This window comes from Streptomyces sp. NBC_00425 (genome assembly GCF_036030735.1).
GTDB lineage: Bacteria > Actinomycetota > Actinomycetes > Streptomycetales > Streptomycetaceae > Streptomyces.
This window is the reverse complement of the sequence record NZ_CP107928.1, coordinates 4,265,381-4,283,858: the sequence shown is the minus strand read 5'-3', so window position 1 is coordinate 4,283,858 and position 18,478 is coordinate 4,265,381. Positions and strand designations below refer to the sequence as shown.

The 18,478-nt window shown below is 72.5% G+C and carries 16 protein-coding genes, 1 pseudogene and 1 riboswitch; of the genes and pseudogenes, 5 read left to right on the top strand and 12 right to left on the bottom strand.

Going from position 1 to position 18,478, the window contains the following annotated elements; genetic code table 11:
• Nucleotides 1–9: 9 nt before the first annotated feature.
• The 4 genes from OHS82_RS18280 to fahA form a co-directional block, all read right to left on the bottom strand.
• Nucleotides 10–237 carry a 4Fe-4S dicluster domain-containing protein gene (locus tag OHS82_RS18280; RefSeq protein ID WP_020130156.1) on the bottom strand — a complete coding sequence of 76 codons (228 nt, stop codon included), beginning with the start codon at nucleotides 235–237 and terminating at the stop codon, nucleotides 10–12.
• 138 nt (nucleotides 238–375) lie between these two features.
• Entirely contained in the window at nucleotides 376–1,164 is a 789-nt protein-coding gene (locus tag OHS82_RS18275) for a GntR family transcriptional regulator (protein ID WP_057584847.1), read from the bottom strand.
• 142 nt (nucleotides 1,165–1,306) lie between these two features.
• Complete coding sequence (locus OHS82_RS18270) at nucleotides 1,307–2,245, bottom strand: M56 family metallopeptidase (RefSeq protein WP_057584848.1); 939 nt, start codon at nucleotides 2,243–2,245, stop codon at nucleotides 1,307–1,309.
• A gap of 358 nt (nucleotides 2,246–2,603) precedes the next feature.
• Nucleotides 2,604–3,815 carry a fumarylacetoacetase gene (gene fahA / locus OHS82_RS18265; protein ID WP_057584849.1) on the bottom strand — a complete coding sequence of 404 codons (1,212 nt, stop codon included), beginning with the start codon at nucleotides 3,813–3,815 and terminating at the stop codon, nucleotides 2,604–2,606.
• Nucleotides 3,816–4,322: 507 nt separating this feature from the next.
• On the opposite strand from fahA, the gene OHS82_RS18260 reads away from it, so the two are divergent.
• Nucleotides 4,323–5,147, top strand: coding sequence for an HAD family hydrolase (locus tag OHS82_RS18260; RefSeq protein WP_057584850.1), 825 nt, complete (start codon nucleotides 4,323–4,325; stop codon nucleotides 5,145–5,147).
• Nucleotides 5,148–5,259: 112 nt separating this feature from the next.
• Here OHS82_RS18260 and OHS82_RS18255 read toward each other — a convergent pair whose 3' ends face one another.
• Nucleotides 5,260–5,742 (bottom strand): transglycosylase SLT domain-containing protein, encoded by a 483-nt coding sequence (locus tag OHS82_RS18255; RefSeq protein WP_057584851.1) that lies wholly within the window; start codon nucleotides 5,740–5,742, stop codon nucleotides 5,260–5,262.
• Nucleotides 5,743–5,746: 4 nt separating this feature from the next.
• Nucleotides 5,747–5,948, bottom strand: a riboswitch (cyclic di-AMP (ydaO/yuaA leader).
• A gap of 765 nt (nucleotides 5,949–6,713) precedes the next feature.
• Here OHS82_RS18255 and OHS82_RS18250 point away from each other — a divergent pair.
• The 3 genes and pseudogenes from OHS82_RS18250 to OHS82_RS18240 form a co-directional block, all read left to right on the top strand.
• Nucleotides 6,714–7,724 carry a polyprenyl synthetase family protein gene (locus OHS82_RS18250; protein ID WP_057584852.1) on the top strand — a complete coding sequence of 337 codons (1,011 nt, stop codon included), beginning with the start codon at nucleotides 6,714–6,716 and terminating at the stop codon, nucleotides 7,722–7,724.
• A gap of 534 nt (nucleotides 7,725–8,258) precedes the next feature.
• Nucleotides 8,259–9,533, top strand: coding sequence for a LolA family protein (locus OHS82_RS18245; protein ID WP_328434155.1), 1,275 nt, complete (start codon nucleotides 8,259–8,261; stop codon nucleotides 9,531–9,533).
• A pseudogene (locus tag OHS82_RS18240) lies at nucleotides 9,533–9,781 on the top strand (ABC transporter permease); the annotation flags it as partial. The gene OHS82_RS18245 and the pseudogene OHS82_RS18240, both read left to right, overlap by 1 nt.
• A gap of 67 nt (nucleotides 9,782–9,848) precedes the next feature.
• Here the strand turns inward: OHS82_RS18240 and OHS82_RS18235 are convergent.
• The 3 genes from OHS82_RS18235 to OHS82_RS18225 form a co-directional block, all read right to left on the bottom strand.
• Nucleotides 9,849–10,436 carry a flavodoxin family protein gene (locus OHS82_RS18235; protein WP_057584854.1) on the bottom strand — a complete coding sequence of 196 codons (588 nt, stop codon included), beginning with the start codon at nucleotides 10,434–10,436 and terminating at the stop codon, nucleotides 9,849–9,851.
• A gap of 106 nt (nucleotides 10,437–10,542) precedes the next feature.
• Nucleotides 10,543–11,904: an amidase family protein gene (locus tag OHS82_RS18230; RefSeq protein WP_328434154.1), complete on the bottom strand. Its 1,362-nt coding sequence runs from the start codon at nucleotides 11,902–11,904 to the stop codon at nucleotides 10,543–10,545.
• A gap of 31 nt (nucleotides 11,905–11,935) precedes the next feature.
• Nucleotides 11,936–12,454, bottom strand: a complete 519-nt coding sequence (locus tag OHS82_RS18225) for a DUF6668 family protein (protein ID WP_328434153.1) — start codon at nucleotides 12,452–12,454, stop codon at nucleotides 11,936–11,938.
• 215 nt (nucleotides 12,455–12,669) lie between these two features.
• On the opposite strand from OHS82_RS18225, the gene OHS82_RS18220 reads away from it, so the two are divergent.
• Nucleotides 12,670–14,376: a tetratricopeptide repeat protein gene (locus OHS82_RS18220; protein WP_328434152.1), complete on the top strand. Its 1,707-nt coding sequence runs from the start codon at nucleotides 12,670–12,672 to the stop codon at nucleotides 14,374–14,376.
• 67 nt (nucleotides 14,377–14,443) lie between these two features.
• On the opposite strand, the gene OHS82_RS18215 is transcribed toward OHS82_RS18220, so the two are convergent.
• The 4 genes from OHS82_RS18215 to OHS82_RS18200 all read right to left on the bottom strand — a co-directional run bounded on the left by OHS82_RS18215 (nucleotide 14,444) and on the right by OHS82_RS18200 (nucleotide 18,389).
• The gene (locus OHS82_RS18215; protein ID WP_328434151.1) at nucleotides 14,444–15,397 is read right to left on the bottom strand and encodes a M28 family metallopeptidase; all 954 of its coding nucleotides are present in this window, start codon (nucleotides 15,395–15,397) and stop codon (nucleotides 14,444–14,446) included.
• 410 nt (nucleotides 15,398–15,807) lie between these two features.
• Complete coding sequence (locus OHS82_RS18210; protein WP_328434150.1) at nucleotides 15,808–16,368, bottom strand: VOC family protein; 561 nt, start codon at nucleotides 16,366–16,368, stop codon at nucleotides 15,808–15,810.
• A 63-nt stretch (nucleotides 16,369–16,431) separates the two neighbouring features.
• Nucleotides 16,432–17,382 (bottom strand): EamA family transporter RarD, encoded by a 951-nt coding sequence (gene rarD / locus OHS82_RS18205; protein ID WP_057584867.1) that lies wholly within the window; start codon nucleotides 17,380–17,382, stop codon nucleotides 16,432–16,434.
• A gap of 149 nt (nucleotides 17,383–17,531) precedes the next feature.
• Nucleotides 17,532–18,389 (bottom strand): SDR family oxidoreductase, encoded by an 858-nt coding sequence (locus tag OHS82_RS18200; protein WP_057584859.1) that lies wholly within the window; start codon nucleotides 18,387–18,389, stop codon nucleotides 17,532–17,534.
• Nucleotides 18,390–18,478 lie beyond the last annotated feature (89 nt).

Sequence of the window (18,478 nt, the reverse complement as noted above, 5' to 3'; positions counted from 1 at the left end):
GCGGGCCTTTCACCGGAGCAGGTAGGGCATGTTGACCGTGACGGCTCCGGTGGGGCACCGGGCCGCGCAGGGGCCGCAGTACCAGCACTCGTCGACGTGCATGTAGGCCTTGCCGTTGCTCTCGTCGATGGCGAGGGAGTCCAGCGGGCACATGTCCACGCAGAGGGTGCAGCCGTCGATGCACTTCGACTCGTCGATGGTCACGGGCACGTCGGCCCGCTGGGGCGCCAGGGTCATGGCTGTCTCCGAAAAAGTCCCGAGAAATTCTGAGAAATCCCGTGCGGCAGCGAACCGATGGGGCCCTGCCGAACGATGAAGGGGTGAGAGCGGGAAGCAGGGTGGAACGGCTGGAGGAGGGCGGCGGGAGATGGAAGATCACAGCGAGCGGTGCAGTTGGCCGCTCATCGAGATGCGGTCGCCGCGGAAGCGGATGAACTCCAGGTCCACCGGGCGTCCGTCGGCGAGATGGGTGAGGCGTTCGAGCATCAGGACGGCCGCCCCGCGCGGCGCCTCCAGTACGGCGGCGGAGTGGGCGTCCGCGTTCACCGCCTCAAGGGTGATCTCGGCGTGGCCGAGGCGCTGCCCGGTGAGGGCCTCGAGGAGACGGAAGACGTCGGTGTTCTCCAGGTCGGCACCCAGCAGATCGACGCCGATGTCGAGCGGCACGTAGGTGAGGTCGAGAGAGAGGGGGACGCCGCCCAGGCGGCGCAGGCGTTCGATGTAGAGGACATCGGCGCCGGGCGGGACACGGAGGCGGTCGGCCACCGGTGCGGGTGCGGCGACGGGGCCCATCGTGCGGACCTCGTTCGTGACGTGGCCGTGTTCGTGCAGGGTCTCCGCGAGCCCCATCAGACGGTCCAGCCCATGGGGGTACTTCTGTGCCACGACGATCGTGCCGACGCCGGGCAGGCGTTCCACCAGACCTTCGGCCCGCAACAGGTCGAGGGCCTCACGGACGGTGTTGCGGGAGGCGCGGTAGTCGGCGGCGAGGGTCGCCTCGTGGGGGAGCGTGCCGGCCGGGAAGCCGCCGGTGAGCAGTTGGCGACGGAGCAGGTCGGCGAGCTGACGTGCCTGGTCCGCGCGCAGCCGACGCCGCGCACGGTGGGCGGCGACGGTGGTCGCGCCCTGGCCGGCGTGGTCTCGGACGCGGTCGGTGGCTGGCATGTTTCGAACCATACCGACCCACTAGGAAAACCAGTGTTGCCGGAATGTTGCGCCATCTGCGACAGCGTCAGACACGGGCTTGACCTGCGAGAACGAGGGTCCGCCGAGACGGATCCGCCAGTTCGGGGCGAGATCCGCCGGTTCAGGACAGCGCGGTGAGCCCCGGGGCGAAGGTGATCAGCAGCGGCAGCAGCGGGACCAGGGTGGCCACGGTCGTCGTCAGCGCCCGGTGTCTGCGCAGCAGGCGCGGGGGCGGCTCGAGGAGGCGGTCGACGCGCTCGCCGAGGAGGCGGTGACTGGAGGCGCAGGACAGGACGCCGCGGTGCTGGTTCAGCTCGATCAGGGCCAGTGCCGTGGTCAGGTGCCCGCAGCGGCGGGACGCCGTGTCGTCGGCGGCGAGTTCGACCAGGCGGTGCGTCTGGTCGCAGAAGTGGGAGAAGAGCGGAATGCGGGGGAAGCCGGTGGCAAGGGCGGTGGACAGGTGGAGCAGCCAGTCGTGGTGGGCGCGGGCATGGCCGCGCTCATGGGTGAGGACGGCGTCCAGCTGGTGGGAGGTGAGGCGGTGCAGGGCGCCGGTGGTCACGATCAACTGGGGTGGGCTGCCGGGCATCCACCAGGCGTCCGGGTATTCGTCCTCCAGCACGAGCAGCGGGCCCCGGGCGGGCGGCAGGCCCGCGGGCAGGTCGGGGGCGCGTTCGCGCAGGTGGGCCCGCGCCCGGTCACGGCGTCGGCGCGCCTCGACGAGTTCACGGGCGAGCATGGCGGTGGTCCAGGCGGCCCCGCAGGCCAGCAGCAGGGTCAGGGCCGTCGCCCACAGGGGGGCGGCGGAGAGGTCGTACGCCTCCGTGACCGCCGCCGGCGCAGGCGCGAAGACCCGCGAGCGGACGGTGTGGAAGACGGCCGCGGCGCCCAGCACCAGCGCCGTCAGGCAGCACAGCAGGACGGTGGCGACCAGGCACTGCCACACCCACAGCCCCACCACCGGCTCCCGCTCGGGCCAGGCGGAGCGGGTCAGCGCACGCGGGGCCGGCACCGCGGCGGTCAGGCCCACGATGCTCAGCAGGAGCAGGCAGACGGTCATCCCGGGGGCTCCGGATCCTGGTCGGGAAGGGGGCGCGCGCCACACGGGCGCGACATGCGTGCCGGCGGCGCGCACTCGTGCGGCCTGCCACGGGCGGCGGGCCCGGCACGAAGACCGCGCCCGCCGCCAGTATGACGGCGGTTCCCCCGGGAGTCAGCCCAAGTCGACGCCCGGATTCGGCCCGGGCCACCCTGTCCGGGCGCGGACCCCGAAGCGGGCCTGCGAACCGCCCGTCGTCGCACCGCCCGGCATCGCGTCGCCCGTCATGGCGCCGTCAGGTATCGCGTCGCCCGTCATGGCACCGCCAGACATCGCGTCGCACGTCATCGAGCCCGAGGCCGGGAGGGTGGGCGTGACCTCACCCGGCGACCACCCGGCCGCTCACCTCGCCCAGACCCACCCGCACTCCGTCGGGGCCGGGAGCCCACGCCGACAGGGTCACCACGTCGCCGTCCTCCAGGAACGCCCTTTTGCCGTCGGGGAGTTCCAGCGGGTCACGGCCGTTCCAGGTCAGCTCCAGGAGGGAGCCGAGCTGATCCGGGTTCGGTCCGCTCACGGTGCCCGAGCCGTACAGGTCGCCGGTGCGCAGGGAGGCCCCGTTGACCGTGAGGTGGGCCAGCTGCTGGGCGGCCGTCCAGTACATGGTGGAGAAGGGCGGCTCGGAGACGACGTGACCGTTGACCGCGACGGAGATGCGCAGGTCGTAGCCGGCGGGTTCGGCGTCGGAGTCGTCCAGGTAGGGAAGGAGGGGGTGGGTCCGCTCCGGGGGCGCCGTCCGGGCCTCGTCCAGAGCTTCCAGCGGGGTGATCCACGCCGACACCGACGTCGCGAACGACTTGCCGAGGAACGGGCCGAGGGGCACGTACTCCCAGGCCTGGATGTCGCGGGCGGACCAGTCGTTGAGCAGGCACAGCCCGAAGACGTGCTCGCGGTAGTCGGCCAGTGCGACCGGGCTGCCCTGCTTCGACGGCACGCCGACCACGAAGCCGACCTCGGCTTCGATGTCGAGTCGCGCGGACGGGCCGAAGACGGGGGCGGGGTCGGAGGGCGCCTTGCGCTGGCCCGAGGGGCGCACCACGTCCGTTCCGGAGACCACGACCGTGCCGGCGCGGCCGTGGTAACCGATCGGCAGGTGCTTCCAGTTGGCGAGGAGGGTGTCGCCGGCGTCCGGGCGGAAGATCGCGCCGGCGTTCCGCGCGTGATGTTCGGAGGAGTAGAAGTCGACGTAGTCGGCGACCTCGAAGGGGAGGTGCTGGGACACCGCGGACAGGGGATGCAGAAGCGGTTCGACCGTGGGGCGGTGAGCGGGGTCGGTGACCCACTCCGTGAGCGCGCGCCGCACCTGCGACCAGACGACGCGGCCCGCCGCGAGCAGCGGGTTCAGGGTCGGCGCCGACAGCAGCTCCGCGTGGGGCGAGCCGAGCGCGTGGGCTGCCGCGCCCGCGTCCAGCACGTGCTCGCCGAGCCGGACGCCGACGGTCCGCCCGGTGGCGCCCGAGAGGGAGAACACGCCGTACGGGAGGTTGTGCGGGCCGAAGGGATCGCCCTCGGGAAGGTCGAAGGGGGGCATCGGGTACTGCCTCTCTTTCCTGCACTCTCTGGTGCTCGCCATGTCGTGGTCACCGGACACCGGGCGGATGTCGCGCGGGTGCGGCGAGCCGGGCCACACGTTACGGCTGACCTGGCGAAAGCGACATGGGGGACGGGCCGGCGGGGCGTTTCGGCCCGCAGCGAACCGCGTCCGGCCGCTCACGCCCCGCGTCCCGCCGCCTGCCCCCGACGTATCGCCGCCCGCGCCGGCTGTACTGCCGCCCGCCCCGGACGTAGCGCCGCCAGCCCCGGACGTACTGCCGCCCGCCCCCGGGTGGTTCACGATCCGGCACGAGATCTCGAACCGGCGCGGGAGCCTTCGGCCGTCCGCTCCTCCCCGGCGATGCGTCAGAAAGCCGCTTCATTGAGCCAGTCCCGGGACGGGTCAAGGCCAGTCCCGCAAGGAGAGTTGGCAGAACAGGGCAGGACCTGGCCGTCGTTCGCCTCACGTCGAACCCGGGGGGTACGGCATCCGTATTCTCTGATCATGGCCGCACCTACCGCATATGCCGCGCGCACCGCGTACTCCCTGATCGCCACAGACCTGGACGGAACGCTGCTTCGCGGCGACGACACCTTCTCCGACCGGTCGCTCGACGCGCTCGCGCGGGTGGCCGCCGCCGGCGCACGCCACCTGGTGGTGACGGGACGGCCCGCGCCCCGCGTGCGGCCGCTGCTCGAGCGCCTGCACAGCAGGGGGCTCGCGGTGTGCGGACAGGGCGCGCAGCTGTACGACGCCGGCGCGGACCGGCTGCTGTGGTCGGTGACCCTGGACCGGGAGCTGGCGGAGACCGCGCTCGGCAAGATCGAAGCGGAGGTCGGGCAGCTGTACGCGGCGGTCGACCAGGACGGCGTCGACGGGCTGACGCTCATCGAGCCGGGTTACCGGATGCCCCACCCGACGCTGCCGGCGCTGCGGGTCGGCCGTCGCGACGACCTGTGGTGCGAGCCGATCAGCAAGGTGCTGCTGCGCCATCCCGCCCTGTCCGACGACGAGTTGGCGGCGACGGCCCGCTCGGTGGTGGGTTCGCTCGCCACGGTCACCATGTCGGGTCCTGGCACGGTGGAGCTGCAGCCCTGCGGGATCACCAAGGCGACGGGTCTGGCACTGGCCGCGGAACACCTCGGACTGCGGCCCGAGGACACCGTCGCCTTCGGGGACATGCCCAACGACATCCCGATGTTCGACTGGGCGGCGCGCGGCGTCGCGATGGCCAACGCCCACCCCGAACTCAAGGCGGTGGCCGACGAGGTGACGACGTCGAACGAGGACGACGGCGTCGCCGTCGTCCTCGAAAGACTGTTTCCGTGAGCCCGGTCGGCCGGTCGACCGACCGACCGGCTGCCAGCCAGCCAGCCAGCCAGCTAACCAGCCGACCGGCCGACCGCCGGGCTGCTGTCGGCTCGGGCGCGGCCCGGACCCGTCAGTAGGCGCCGAAGACGTTGTCGATCGAGCCGTAGCGCGCGGCCGCGTAGTTGCAGGCGGCGGTGATGTTCGCGACCGGGTCGTAGGAGTTCCAGGAGGTGCCCTCGACGTGGTAGGCGCGGAAGGTCGGGTCGATGACCTGCAACAGGCCCTTGGACGGGATGCCCGCGGCGGCGTTGGAGTCCCACAGGTTGATGGCGTAGGGGTTGCCCGAGGACTCGCGGATGACGTTGCGGTAGATGCCGTTGTACGTCCCCGGGATGCCGTGCTGCGACATGACCTGGAGGGAGGCACGGATCCAGCCGTCGAGGTTGTCGGAGTAGCCGAGGCTGCTCGCGGTGGCGACGGTCGGGGTGGTGGCCGCGGAGGCGGTGGTCGCGCCGATGAGCGGGAGCGCCAGTACGGCGACTCCGGTGCCGGCGATGGCGAGCTTGCGGGCGAGACGGGACGTGCGGGTGGAACGCTGAGCGGCAGCGGACATGACGAGTTTTCCTCTCCGTCGCCTGCGAGGTGAGCTGTCGGGTTCGGGCGGGAGCTGCCCGGTCGCGTCCTGACGGCCGCGACTTCACCCCAAGCCGTAACGGATTGCCCCAAAAGATCTGAATGTCCAGAACGTCAGGGCAATGTGCTGCGGCGACCTACCTGGTTCCCCCGCTCCTGCCATGCGTTTCTCGGTGGGTGTTACGGGCGGCGGCAGGATTAGGCGTCCGCCCGACAGGCCGGGAACGTATGCGAGAGCACATGTCCGGAACAAGTGCCGGATTCACAGATGACCCCTATTGACCTTGGTCTGTGCCGTATGGGGTACTTGATCCTTTGTGGGTGCAAACCATCAACTCGCTTGGCGCGTGCGGGGAATCGAGGGGCGGTCGGCACCGGTCGTCACAGGGGGGCCAGTGAGTCATGTCACGCCGGATCACAAGAGCGGCGAATCGGGCATTAGCCTCAACTCGCTTGATATGGCGCAGGGGAGAGGCGGGAGGCCCCGGTCGCACTTCCGGTCGCACTCTCTGTCGCGCCCCGGTCGTTCTTCTGGTCGCGTGCCCCGTCGTGTCGGGATCGTCTTCCGTGCGGCATGTCCATGTCGTCGCGACGGGGGGCCGGGTCGGGGCGGGGGCAGAGTCGGTCCCGGGGTGGGGTGGGGTGGGGTGGGGTCGCCGCGGGTCCGGGGCGGACCTCGGCCGGATGTCGGCCTCGGTGTGGAACATGATTCGGTACTTCGAGGCAACCCGATGAATATCTCTTCGTATGGGCTGATCAGAAACATCACGGACGTGATCGGATACGGTCTGGCCCGATGCGTGCACCTCGCGGGCGAGTGCATTCGCCCCCGGGGAACGTGGGGGCTATCGGTGATCGAAACGTGACCGGATACGCTGACTCGAGTGATGGCAGCGACCTATCGACAAACCGCGTAATCGCCAGTAGACACCAGCAGACAGGAGACCCCTCGTGACCGTCGTCGGGCCGTTCGGGCTGAGCGTGCGGGACCAGGCTCTGGAAGCCGATGTCCAGGCCGGATTGGCGGCTGTCGAGGAAGGCTTGCTCGAGGCCACCAAGAGTGAGGTTCCGTTCATCACGGAGGCCGCCCAGCACCTGGTGCGTGCGGGCGGGAAGCGGTTCCGTCCGCTGCTCGTGATGCTCGCGGCGCAGTTCGGGGACAGGCATGCGCCGGGCATCGTGCCGTCGGCCGTGGTGGTGGAGCTGACGCACCTGGCCACGCTGTACCACGACGACGTGATGGACGAGGCGACCGTGCGGCGCGGGGTCCCCAGCGCGAACGCCCGCTGGGGCAACTCGGTGGCCGTCCTCACCGGTGACTTCCTCTTCGCGCGCGCCTCGCACATCCTGGCCGATCTCGGTCCGGAGGCGGTGCGGGTGCAGGCGGAGGCGTTCGAGCGGCTGGTCACCGGCCAGATCCTGGAGACGGCGGGGCCCACGGACGGGCGGGACCCGGTCGAGCACTACCTCGACGTGCTCGGCGGCAAGACCGGTTCGCTGGTCGCGGTGGCCTGCCGGTTCGGCGCCATGATGTCGGGCGCCGACGAGACGGTCGTCGACGTGCTGACGCAGTACGGCGAGCGGCTCGGCGTCGCCTTCCAGCTGGCGGACGACGTGCTGGACATCGCGTCCGACTCGCACGAGTCCGGAAAGACGCCCGGCACCGATCTCCGCGAGGGCGTGCCCACCCTGCCCGTGCTGCGGCTGCGGGAACGGGCCGCGCGTCTGTCCCTGCCCGAGGACATCGCGCTGTGCGAGCTGCTCGACTCCGACCTGAGCGACGACGCCCGGCTCGCCGAGGCCATCGAGGCGCTCCGGGCCCACCCGGCGCTGGAGCAGGCCCGACGGGACACCGTGCGATACGCGAACGACGCGCGGGCCGCGCTGGCGCCGCTGCGTGAGTGCGACGCGAAGGCGGCGCTGATGGAGCTCTGCGACGCGGTCGTCCACCGGGCGGGCTGAACCCTCCCCACGAGTACCCCCCCTGACGCCCCCTGATCGCCGAGCCGCCGAGCCGTTCGGCTGCCGAGCCGCCGAGCCGTTCGGCTGCCGAGCCGCCGCACGCCTGGGCTGCCGACCCTCGTGGCCGTTCGGCGTCCGAGCCCGAGACCCCGCGAGCTCCCGAGCCCCCAGCCACTGAGCTCCCGAGCCCCCAGCGCCTGAGCTCCCGGGCCGTCTGGCCGGCGAGCCGTTGCCGTGGGCTGTCTGCCGCCGCTGCGAGCCGTCTGGCCGGCGGGTCCTGCCGTCAGCCGTTCCGTCCGCACCCGCGTCGAGCCGTCGCTACCCCTACGGGTCATCAGCCGTCCCGGCACTCCCGTGTCATACCGCAGGTGTACGCGGAGTTGAGCCCTCGGGTTGACGCTTCCGAGGAGTCGATTTGGTCAGATGGGAACCACGGAAAACACCACTCCTCACCGATTCGGGTGAGAATGGCGGCTCGGGGTGGGACGTTCAGCGTGATGACCAGCCGCCGCCGACGACGGAGGTAAGGGACACATGGCACCGAAGGCATCCGACGACACCATGACCGGCGGGGACGCCACCGGCGGGGAGGCCGACGACCTGCGCGTCGGACGGCGCAAGGCCGTGCGGTACGTCGTTCCGGTCACCGTGATCGGTGTCGCGGCCGCGACGATCGGACTGGTCCCGGCGCTCGCCGACTCCGGCGACCCCGACCTGCCGAAGATCACGGCACAGCAGCTCCTCGACAAGATCGCCGCTTCGGACGTGCAGCAGCTGTCCGGAACGGTGAAGATCACCACGGATCTCGGGCTGCCCGACCTCGGCGGCCTGGAGAGCGGCCTCCTCTCGGGGGCGGCCAAGGGCGGCGACGGCTCGGCCGCCGATCCGTCCGCCAAGCTCACCGAACTCGCCTCCGGCACGCACACGTTGCGCGTCGCCGCCGACGGCCCGGACCGGCAGAAGCTCTCGCTGCTGGAGAACGCCGCCGAATACAGCGTCATCCACAACGGCAAGAACGTGTGGGGTTACGACAGCGGGTCCAACGAGGTCTACCACTCCACGGTCGAGGAGAGCGCGGGGAAGAAGGCGGGGTCCCCCGTTCCCGCGACGCCCAAGGACCTCACCGAGGACGCCCTGAAGGCGGTCGACGACACGACGTCCGTGACCGTCGACGGCACGGTCCAGGTCGCCGGCCGCGACGCCTACAAGCTGCTCGTGAAGCCGAAGCAGTCCGGGTCCACGGTGGGTGCGATCAGCGTGGCGGTGGACGCGAAGACGGGCCTGCCGCTGAAGTTCACGCTGACCCCGGCGAGCGGCGGCGCCGCCGTCGTGGACGCCGGCTTCACCCAGGTCACCTTCGCCAAGCCCGCCGCCTCCACCTTCGACTTCACCGCCCCCAAGGGCGCGAAGGTCACCGAGGGCGACGAGGGAGGCAAGGGCGACGAGGCCGGCAAGGGCGACGAGGGAGGCAGGCCGACCCCCGGGCACGGCGGCTCCGACGACTTCGCCGAGGCCTTCGGCGGTCACGGCGGTCAGGGTGGTCCCGAGGGCCTCAACATCATCGGCGAGGGCTGGAGCTCGGTCGCCGTCTTCGACACCGGCGGTGAGGGTGCGCCCTCGGGCGCCGAGGCCGGCGGCGACCTCGGCGGGTTCCTCGGCTCCTTCGGCGACAAGGTGAGCGGCAAGTTCGGCTCCGGGACCGTCTTCTCCACCCGTCTGATCAACGCCCTGATGACGGACGACGGCAAGGTCTACGTCGGTGCGGTCACCAAGGACGCCCTGGTGAAGGCCGCCGACGCGGGGAAGTGAGCGGCATCGCGGCGATGGCGACGACGGTCGGCCTGCTGATCACGGTCCAGATCCTCGACCAGATTCCCCAGCTCGACGCCCTGCAGCCGTACTTCTTCTCGCACTACTGGCTGTCCTTCGCCGACCTCATGCGCGAGCCGGTCTACTGGGACGACCTGCAGAAGAACCTCGGCCTCCAGGCGCTGTACGCGGCGTTCTTCGGCTCGGCGGCCTGGGCGCGCTTCACGACGAAGGACGTCACCGCGTAGCGGGCGCGGGCCTCAGCGGGCCTCCTGCGCTGCCGTGGTGGTCCTTCAGCGCTCCCGTGGTGGTCCTTCAGCGGGTCTCGTACGGGAAGCGGGCGAGCGGGGTGTCCTGCGCGAAGAAGGTCTTCGCCCGCGCCAGCGCCTCCGTGTCGTTCAGGACGTCGCCGGGCTTGCTGCCGTTGCCGAGCAGCACCCCGCCGAAGCGCATCCCCAGGTAGGCGGCCGAGTTGCGGAGCGTGCCGACGAGCGGGTCGGCGACCGAGGGCTGTTCGTCCGCCAGCACGGTGACGCCCCACAGGGTGCGTCCGGCCAGCGTCTCCTCGAAGCCGAGGCCGGGGGTGCGCAGCCAGCCCGACCAGTGGTCGAGATAGCGCTTGGTCTGCGCGGAGACCGAGTACCAGTACAGGGGGGACGCGATCACGATGTCCGTCGCGGCGAGCGTGGCGTCGAGCAGCAGGGCGGCGCTGCCCTCGGTCGGGCGGACGTGGTCGATGTCGTGACGCTGGTCGGCGAAGTCGGGCAGGGGGTGCTCGACGAGGCTGATCCATGTCTGGTCCACATCGGACGGCAGCTGCTCTGCCGCCGCGCGGGCCAGCGACTCGGTGTTGCCGTCCGGGCGGCTGCTGCCCAGCACGAAAAGGACGTTGCGGCGCGTCATGTCTGATCCCCCAGTGATCGGTGTGTGGTGTGAGGCGCAGATGCAGGGCCGGCGCCAGGGCAACAGTATGCACCTGCATTAAATGTGTACGCAAGCATTTGGGATGTCAGCTCTCGGCGGCCCGGGCGACGGCCAGCAGCGTCGCTTCGCCGCCGTGGGCCGCGACCACCTGGAGCCCCAGCGGACAGCCGTCCGTGCCGATCCCCGCGGGGAGACTGATCGCCGGGTGACCGCTGAGGTTGAACGCCCAGGTGAGCGCAGTCGAATACCGGTCTCCCGGGCCCTCGTGACCGTGCGCGGGGTTCGGGGTGGTGGGCGTCAGCAGCAGGTCCGCCCGGGAGAAGAACGCGGCCAGCAGCCGGTCGTTCGCCGCGCGGACACGTTCGGCGGGGTCGCGGTCCGCGCCGGGCGTGCGCAGCGCCAGCCAGGCCGGAGCGGGGTCCTCCAGGTGCGGCGGGGTCCCGGAGGGCGGCAGCCGGACGAGTCCTGCCGCGGCGAGACGCATCGCGGCGGCCCGGGCGAGGGTGACCGGCTCGGGGTCGGGGTCGGCGAAGCCCAGATCGGGGGAGAACACGGCGACGGGCGGCTCGGGGTTCGCTCTTTCGGTCATTTCGGAAGCGGATTCCCGGGCAGCGATCCGCCAATACGCCGCGGCGTCCGCCGCGTACCGGACGATCACACCGGGCGCCGCCAGCCCCGAACGGTCCCCGGACCGCCCTCCCGCACACTCGCGCTCCTCCCGTTCCCCATTCCGTTCCCCTTCGAGCCCCTGCTCCCCCTCAGGCCCCTGCTCCCGCTCAGGCGCCCGTTCCGCACCCGGCTCGAGTTCCGCCCCCGGCTCCCGTTCCGCCCCCGGCTCCCGTTCCGCCCCCGGCTTCCGTTTCGACCCCCGTGTCCGCTCCCGGCCCTGGTCCCGCTGGCCGGGCGGTCGACGGGCGTTCGTGGTCTTCAGGCCGATCACCCCGCACCACGCGGCCGGGATGCGCACCGAGCCGGCGCCGTCGCCGCCGGTCGCGAGCGGGACGAGGCCGGCGGCGACCGCTGCCGCCGCGCCCGCCGAGGAGCCGCCGGGGGTGCGGTCGGCCCGCCAGGGATTGACCGTACGGCCGTGGGCGCCGAGTCCCCACGTCTGCCAGGGCGTCCCCGGGCCGGGCACGGCGGTGGCGCCCACCGGCACACAGCCGGCGGCGATCAGCGGGCCCGCCGTACGCAGCCCGTACCGCCTCTTCACGCCGATCGGCACACCGGCCAGCGGCAGCCGCTCACCCGCGGCGATCCGCGCGTCGACCGCACGCGCCGCCGCACGGGCCCGTTCCGCCCACACCTCGGCGAAGGCGCAGAGGGAGCCGTCGGCCCGGGCGATCCGGCCGAGCGCCTCGCCGACGACGTCCACCGCCGGAAAACGCCCCGTCCGCACGGCCTCGGCGAGCTCCACGGCCGAGGGCCACTCCCAGGATCCGGCCGTCATCCCGGTGCGTGCCCGTCCGGCCCGCGCCGGCTCAGCGGGCCCGTCCGGCCACCGCCCCGGTGAGACGGGACAGCGGCAGGGTCTCCCGCGGGGGGCCGCCGGCCAGGTCGCCGAGCCGCCAGTCCGCCACCCACGGCACGCGGTACACGTCGATGACCGATTCGATCGTCCGAACCCGCTGGGCGAGTGGCCGCGGCAGTCGCCCCGGCGCGTCGGCGACGAGGACCACCGCGTCCAGGTCGAGCCCCTGCGGGGCGTCCCCGCGCCGGAACGCCTCCAGCGCGCGGAGGGCGGACTCCAGCCCCGTCGCATGGGTGCGGGCGACCAGTAGGACGGACGGCGGATCGCCGGCGCCGGGCCACCCGCGCCCGCAGTCGTGGCCGCCGTAGACCGCCGCGAGCGTGGTGCTGCCGGCCCCGCCGTGCGTGGCGACCCAGGAGAAGCTCCGGGGCGTGGCGACGGAGGTGTGGGGCGGCGGCGCCGGATCCGGTGCGGGCACCGGTCCGCGGATCCAGATCTCCGGCCCGCGCTGACCGTCCGTCGTCCACATCCCCGTGTTCCTCCCGGTCGTCGCCGCTCCTTCGGGCCGCCCGGGTTCCGGCCCGTTCCCGGCGCGGTCCCGAGAGGGGGCGTGGGTTCCTGGAACGAGGCTGTGACGTCGTGGTGACGTGAGGACCGGGGGCGCTCGGAGAGACTCAACAGTACGTGTACATGTATGCGTACGTGGACGACCGGAGCGTGACGGCGCATCCGAGTGAGGAACCGATGTCTCGACTCAGCCGCGAGAAGAAGCGGGAACAGAAGCACGCCGACCGCCCGGTCGCCGTGGCACCGCTCGACGTCCACGTGCGCGGGGGCGCCGGCGGGGCGGCGACGATAGGCGGTGTGCCGGTCGCGGCGGCCGACGGCGAGGAGATCCAGCGCGCCGTCCTCGGCCACCTGCACCGCATCGCCCTCGCCACCGGCCACCCGGTCCTCGCCACCGTCCACGACGAACGCATCGGTTACGTCGTCCCTCTACGCGTGGACCCGGACGGCTCCAGCCACTTCGCGGCGGAGCCCCTGCGCACACCGGCCGCCCCGGCCGCGGCTCCGGCGGTCGTCACCCCGACTCCGGCGACCCGGACCCCGGCTCCGCCGGCCGCGGCTCCGGCTCCCGCTCTGACGGTCGTCGCTCCGCCGGTCGTGCCCGACGAATCCCCGGCGACGTCGCCGGGCGGAGCCTCAAGCTCGTCGGCGCCAAGCTCGTCGGCGCCAAGCTCGCCAGCTCGGAGCTCGCCGACCCCGGCTCCGGCGAGTTCCGCGCCGTTCGCGCCGTTCGCGCCGTTCGCGCCGGTTGCCCCTGCCGCGCCCGCCGTCGTCCAGGACGGGGACGGGGACGGACGGCCGTCCCAGCCCCGGCGGGACGGCGCCACGCACCTCCTGCGCCCGGTGTCCGAGCCGGTGCGGGACGCCACCCCCACGTTCCCCTTGCGCACGGTGCCCGAGACGGAGGCGAAGGCGGACGCGGGAGCAGAGGCACAGGCCGAAGCGGCGCGGACGCCAGGCTCGGACGCGGCACCCACGTACGTGCTCCGGACCCTGCCGGACTCGGGCCCCGAGCCGGAAGGCGCGACGAGTTCCGGGCCGGCCTCCGGGGAAGCCCCGGGTGCCCTTCCTGCCCCCGGCACGGTCGCCGCCCCGACCGGTGTGTTCGGCCCGCCCCCGGCCATGGACGAGCAGCCGGACCCGGAATCCGCCGCCCCGGCCCCGACCGCAACCCCGACCCGGACCCCGATGCCGCCCCCGGCGCCGAACCCGCCCTCGGTTCCGATCCCGCTGCCGCTTCCGGTCTCCACCGCCTCCTCCACCCTCACCTCGACCCCCGGCCCCACGCCGTTCGTCCCCGAGGAGCTCATCTCCGTCCCGGGCCTGGACCCCGACCCCAAACCCACCCCCGCCCGGGGCTTCGACGCGGTCGCGGAGGCGGTGCTCGGGGACGATCCCCGCACCCTTCAGGGCGCCGACGGAGCGCCCACGCTCCTCGCCGAGCCGATCGCGCGGATCAACGAGGCCGTACGGGCGGGCCGGACGGACGTCGCGACCGGCCTCGCGGAGCGGACTGTGCTGGAGGCGTCCGGGACGCTGGGCCCGGAGCACCCCGAAGTGCTCCGGCTGCGCGAACTCACCGCCTACATCGCCTACTTGGCGGGCGACCCGCTGCGGGCCTTCCATCTCTCCCTCGAACTGGCCCGCATCCACCGCTGCGCCCGGGACGCGGAGGGCGCGTACGGCAACGTCCAGAGCGCGGCCGCGGCCTGGCGCGCGGTGCGCGACCCGTTCCAGGGCCTGAACCTGGGGACGGAACTCCTCGGCCTGTGGACGGAGCTCACCGCCGAGGAGGGTCCCGCCGCGGACGACGTCGAGGAACTGGAGTCGGCCCGCGCGCGCATGCTCCGGCTGGCCGCACGCGCCCGCAGGGCAGGCGGGTGACGACCACGACGCACCGGGGCGCGGCGCGGGCCGCGCCCCGGGCAGGACGACGGGGACGGAGCCTCCGTCAGGAGGACAGCGTCCAGACGGCGTACGCGGCTGCGTCCGCGTTGCGGTTCAGGGCCGTGTCGTCGATGTTGGCTGAGGTGTCGCAGGACGAGTGGTAGCAGCGGTCGAAGGCCCGACCGGACGTGCCGCCCCACTTGGCCGCCTGCGCCGCCGTCTTGGTGTAGTCGGCTCCGCTGAACAGACCGCCCACCGGCACGCCCGCGTTCTTGAAGGGGGCGTGGTCGGAGCGGCCGTCGCCCTCGGTCTCGATCTCCGTCGGGACGCCGATGCCGGCGAAGTAGTCCTTGAAGGTCTTCTCGATGGTCGGATCGTCGTCGTAGACGAAGTAGCCGGGGTTCGGCGAGCCGATCATGTCGAAGTTGAGGTAGCCGCTGATACGGGCGCGGTTCGTCGAGGACAGGTTGTTGACGTAGTACCGGGAGCCGACCATGCCCAGTTCCTCCGCGCCCCACCAGGCGAACCGCAGGTGCTTGGTGGGCTGGTAGCCGGTCCGGGCGACGGTCAGGGCGAGCTCCAGCACGGCCGCCGAACCGGAGCCGTTGTCGTTGATGCCCGCACCGGCCGTGACGCTGTCGAGGTGGGAGCCGGCCATGACGACCTGGCCGGTGTTGCCGCCGGGCCAGTCGGCGATCAGGTTGTAGCCGGTGCGCCCGGACGACGTGAACTGCTGGACGACGGTGGTGTACCCGGCGGCGTCCAGCTTGGCCTTCGCGTAGTCGAGCGAGGCCTTGTAGCCGGCCCGGCCGTGGGCGCGGTTGCCGCCGTTGGCGGTGGCTATGGACTGCAGCTGGGCGAGGTGTGCCTTGACGTTGGCCACGGGGATGTCGGGAGCGGCGGCGAGGGGGGCGGACCCGGGTGCGGGGGCCGCGCCGACCGTCGATCCTACGGTCAGGAGCATGACAATCGAGGCGGCGCCAGCGACCGCCGCGCGGCCGGAGACGGGGAGCTTCATGTGGGGGCTCCGAATTCCTCGGGAATCACCGGATCACAGGGATTCCACAGTGAGTGGGGTTCCAGGATGGTGAACTCTCACTGACTACGCGTCAAGAGCGCCGACCGGACACGGGACCCGACACCCCGGGGCCGCACCCCGGGCCCGACACCCCGTACCAGGGACGCCGGCCGCAGGACACCAGGACCCCGGCCGCAGGACACAGCGGCGTCGGCCGCAGGGCGGCACCAGGACGCCGACATCGGGCGTCAGCGCCCGGACACCCGCCACCGCGGACACCCGCAGCCCCGCACACCCGCCACCGCGGACCCGCAACCCCGGACACCCGGCAACCCCGGACACCCGCCGGCCCGGGGCGCAGGTCACCCCGGGGCGCAGGTCACCCCGGACACAGCGCCCCGCCGTGCGGTCTAGTGCACGCAGAACTCGTTCCCCTCGGGGTCGGCCATCACCACCCAGTGGCCGGACGGCTCCTTCACCTCCCGCAGCACGCCCGCCCCCAGCGCCGTCAGCCGCGCCACCTCCTCGGCCCGTCGTTCCGCTCCGGGGTGCAGATCCAGATGGAGCCGGTTCTTCGCGGTCTTGGCCTCCGGCACCCGCTGGAACAGCAGCCGCCGCCCGAGTCCGGTCCCGCTGTCGGGGTCGTACGGGTCGTCCGGGTGGCGCACGGCGACCAGGTCCCGGAAGGCCGGCCGGCCGTGGAACTCCACCGTCGCCGCACCCGGCAGCGCGCCCAGCTCCAGCAGCCGCTCGATGAGAGCGCCGTTGTCCTCGGCCGTGTAGTGCAGCGCGGCGGCCCAGAAGTCGGCCTGCGCGTGCGGGTCGGCGGCGTCGATCACGAGCTTCCAGTGCACGGGCGTGGGCGCGGCCGCCCCCGTCGAGGCGGTCTCGGCGGCCGACGCGGAGGCGGTCGGCGATGCAGGGGAGGCCGACGATGCGGGGGAGGCCGGTGATGCGGGTGTCTGCGTCATGCCGTCCACTCAACCAGCGAGTGCGCCGCCGCGCCCGGGGATCGCCGGGAAGGGGGCCGGTCGTCAGGCGTCGGCGGGCGCGGGTGTCGCCATCGACGCCTCGGTCACCTCGACGTGCCTCTTCGGACGGCGCGCGAAGCGCCACGCGTCCGCGGTGAGCAGCACCAGCGCGAGCCAGACCAGACCGAAGCCGGCCCACCGCTCGGGCGGCATCGCCTCGCCGAAGTAGACGACGCCGAGCAGGAACTGGAAGACGGGCGCCAGGTACTGCAGCAGACCCAGCGTGGACAGCGGCACGCGGATCGCCGCCGCGCCGAAGCAGACGAGGGGGAGGGCGGTGACGACACCGGTGGAGGCGAGGAGCGCAGCGTGTCCCGTGCCCTCCGTCGTGAAGGTGGCGTGGCCGTGCGCGGAAAGCCAGATCAGGTAGGCCAGGGCGGGCAGGAACTGCACGGCGGTCTCGGCGGTCAGCGACTCGACCCCGCCGAGGTTGACCTTCTTCTTCACCAGCCCGTAGGTGGCGAACGAGAAGGCGAGGCAGAGGGAGATCCACGGCGGGTGGCCGTAGCCGACGGTCAGCACCAGCACCGCCGCGAAGCCGACGCCGACCGCCACCCACTGCACGGGCCGCAGCCGTTCCTTGAGGATCAGCACCCCCATGGCGATGGTGACCAGTGGGTTGATGAAGTACCCGAGGGACGCCTCGACCACATGGCCGCTGTTGACGGCCCAGATGTAGACGCCCCAGTTCACGGTGATGACGGCTGCGGCGACCACCACGAGCGCCAGTCGGCGAGGCTGCCGCAGCAGCTCTCCGGCCCACGCCCAGCGCCGCACCACGAGCAGCGCGACACCGACGAAGGCGAGGGACCACACCATGCGGTGGGCGAGGATCTCGGTCGCCCCGGCCGGTTTGAGCAGCGGCCAGAAGAGCGGCACGAGGCCCCACATCCCGTACGCCGCGAAGCCGTTCAGCAGACCTATCCGGCCCTCACTCTTCGACGTCCCGGCCACCACGGGCCCCTCTCTCTCGCGACAGGCCCTCCCACGTCAGGCATGCGTGGACGACGGTAACGCCGAGCACCCCCGCCTGTCATGCCCGTATCGCCATACGGTCATGACAGGCGGGGGTGCGGTGGCCTCGCGCACCCGCGCGGGGCGCGTCAGCCCTTGAGCGCGAGCGCGATCGAGTCGGCGATCGGCGTGGTGGGGCGTCCGGTCAGCCGGGACAGGTCGCCGCTGGTGCCGGCCAGCTCGCCCTTCGCGATGGACGCCTCCACGCCGCCCAGGATCGCGGCGAACGGGCCCGGGAGTCCTGCGTGGGTCGTCAGGATGCCGACGAAGTCGTCGACCGAGACGGCGTTGTAGGTGATCTCCCGCCCGGTCTGCCGGCTCAGCTCGGCGGCGTACTCGGCGAAGCTCCAGGCGGTGTCGCCGCTCAGCTCGTAGGTCGTGTTCTCGTGCCCCTCGCCGGTGAGGACGGCCACCGCGGCGGCGGCGTAGTCGGCCCGGGCGGCGGAGGCGACGCGGCCCTCGCCGGTGGCCTGGGTGACGGCGTCGGTCTGGAGCACGGGGGCCAGCTGCTCGGTGTAGTTCTCGTTGTACCAGCCGTTGCGCAGCAGCGAGTAGGGGACGCCGGACTCGAGGAGCGCCGCTTCCGTGCCCTTGTGGTCGTCGGCGAGAGCGGCGGTCAGCGAGCCGGGGGCGCTGGTGTAGGCGAGGAGGGCGACGCCTGCGGCCTTCGCGGCCTCGATGACGACCTTGTGCTGGCCGACGCGGCCCTTGTCGAACTCGTTGCCGGAGACGAGGAGCACCTTGTCGCCGGCGGCGAAGAGGCCGTCGAAGGTCTCGGGCGCGTTGTAGTCGGCGACGGCGAGCCTGACACCGCGGGCCGCGAGGTCGGCGGCCCTGGCCTCGTCGCGCACGACGGCTGTTATCTGCTCTGCGGGAACCTTCTCCAGCAGCTGCTCGACGACGTGACGGCCGAGGTTTCCGGTGGCTCCGGTGACGACGATGCTCATGGCTCAGACACTCCTGGTGGGGGCTGCGGTGATGCACTAACCATAGAGAGTGCGCTAACTGAGCGAAAGTACCCACTTTGAAGTAAGGT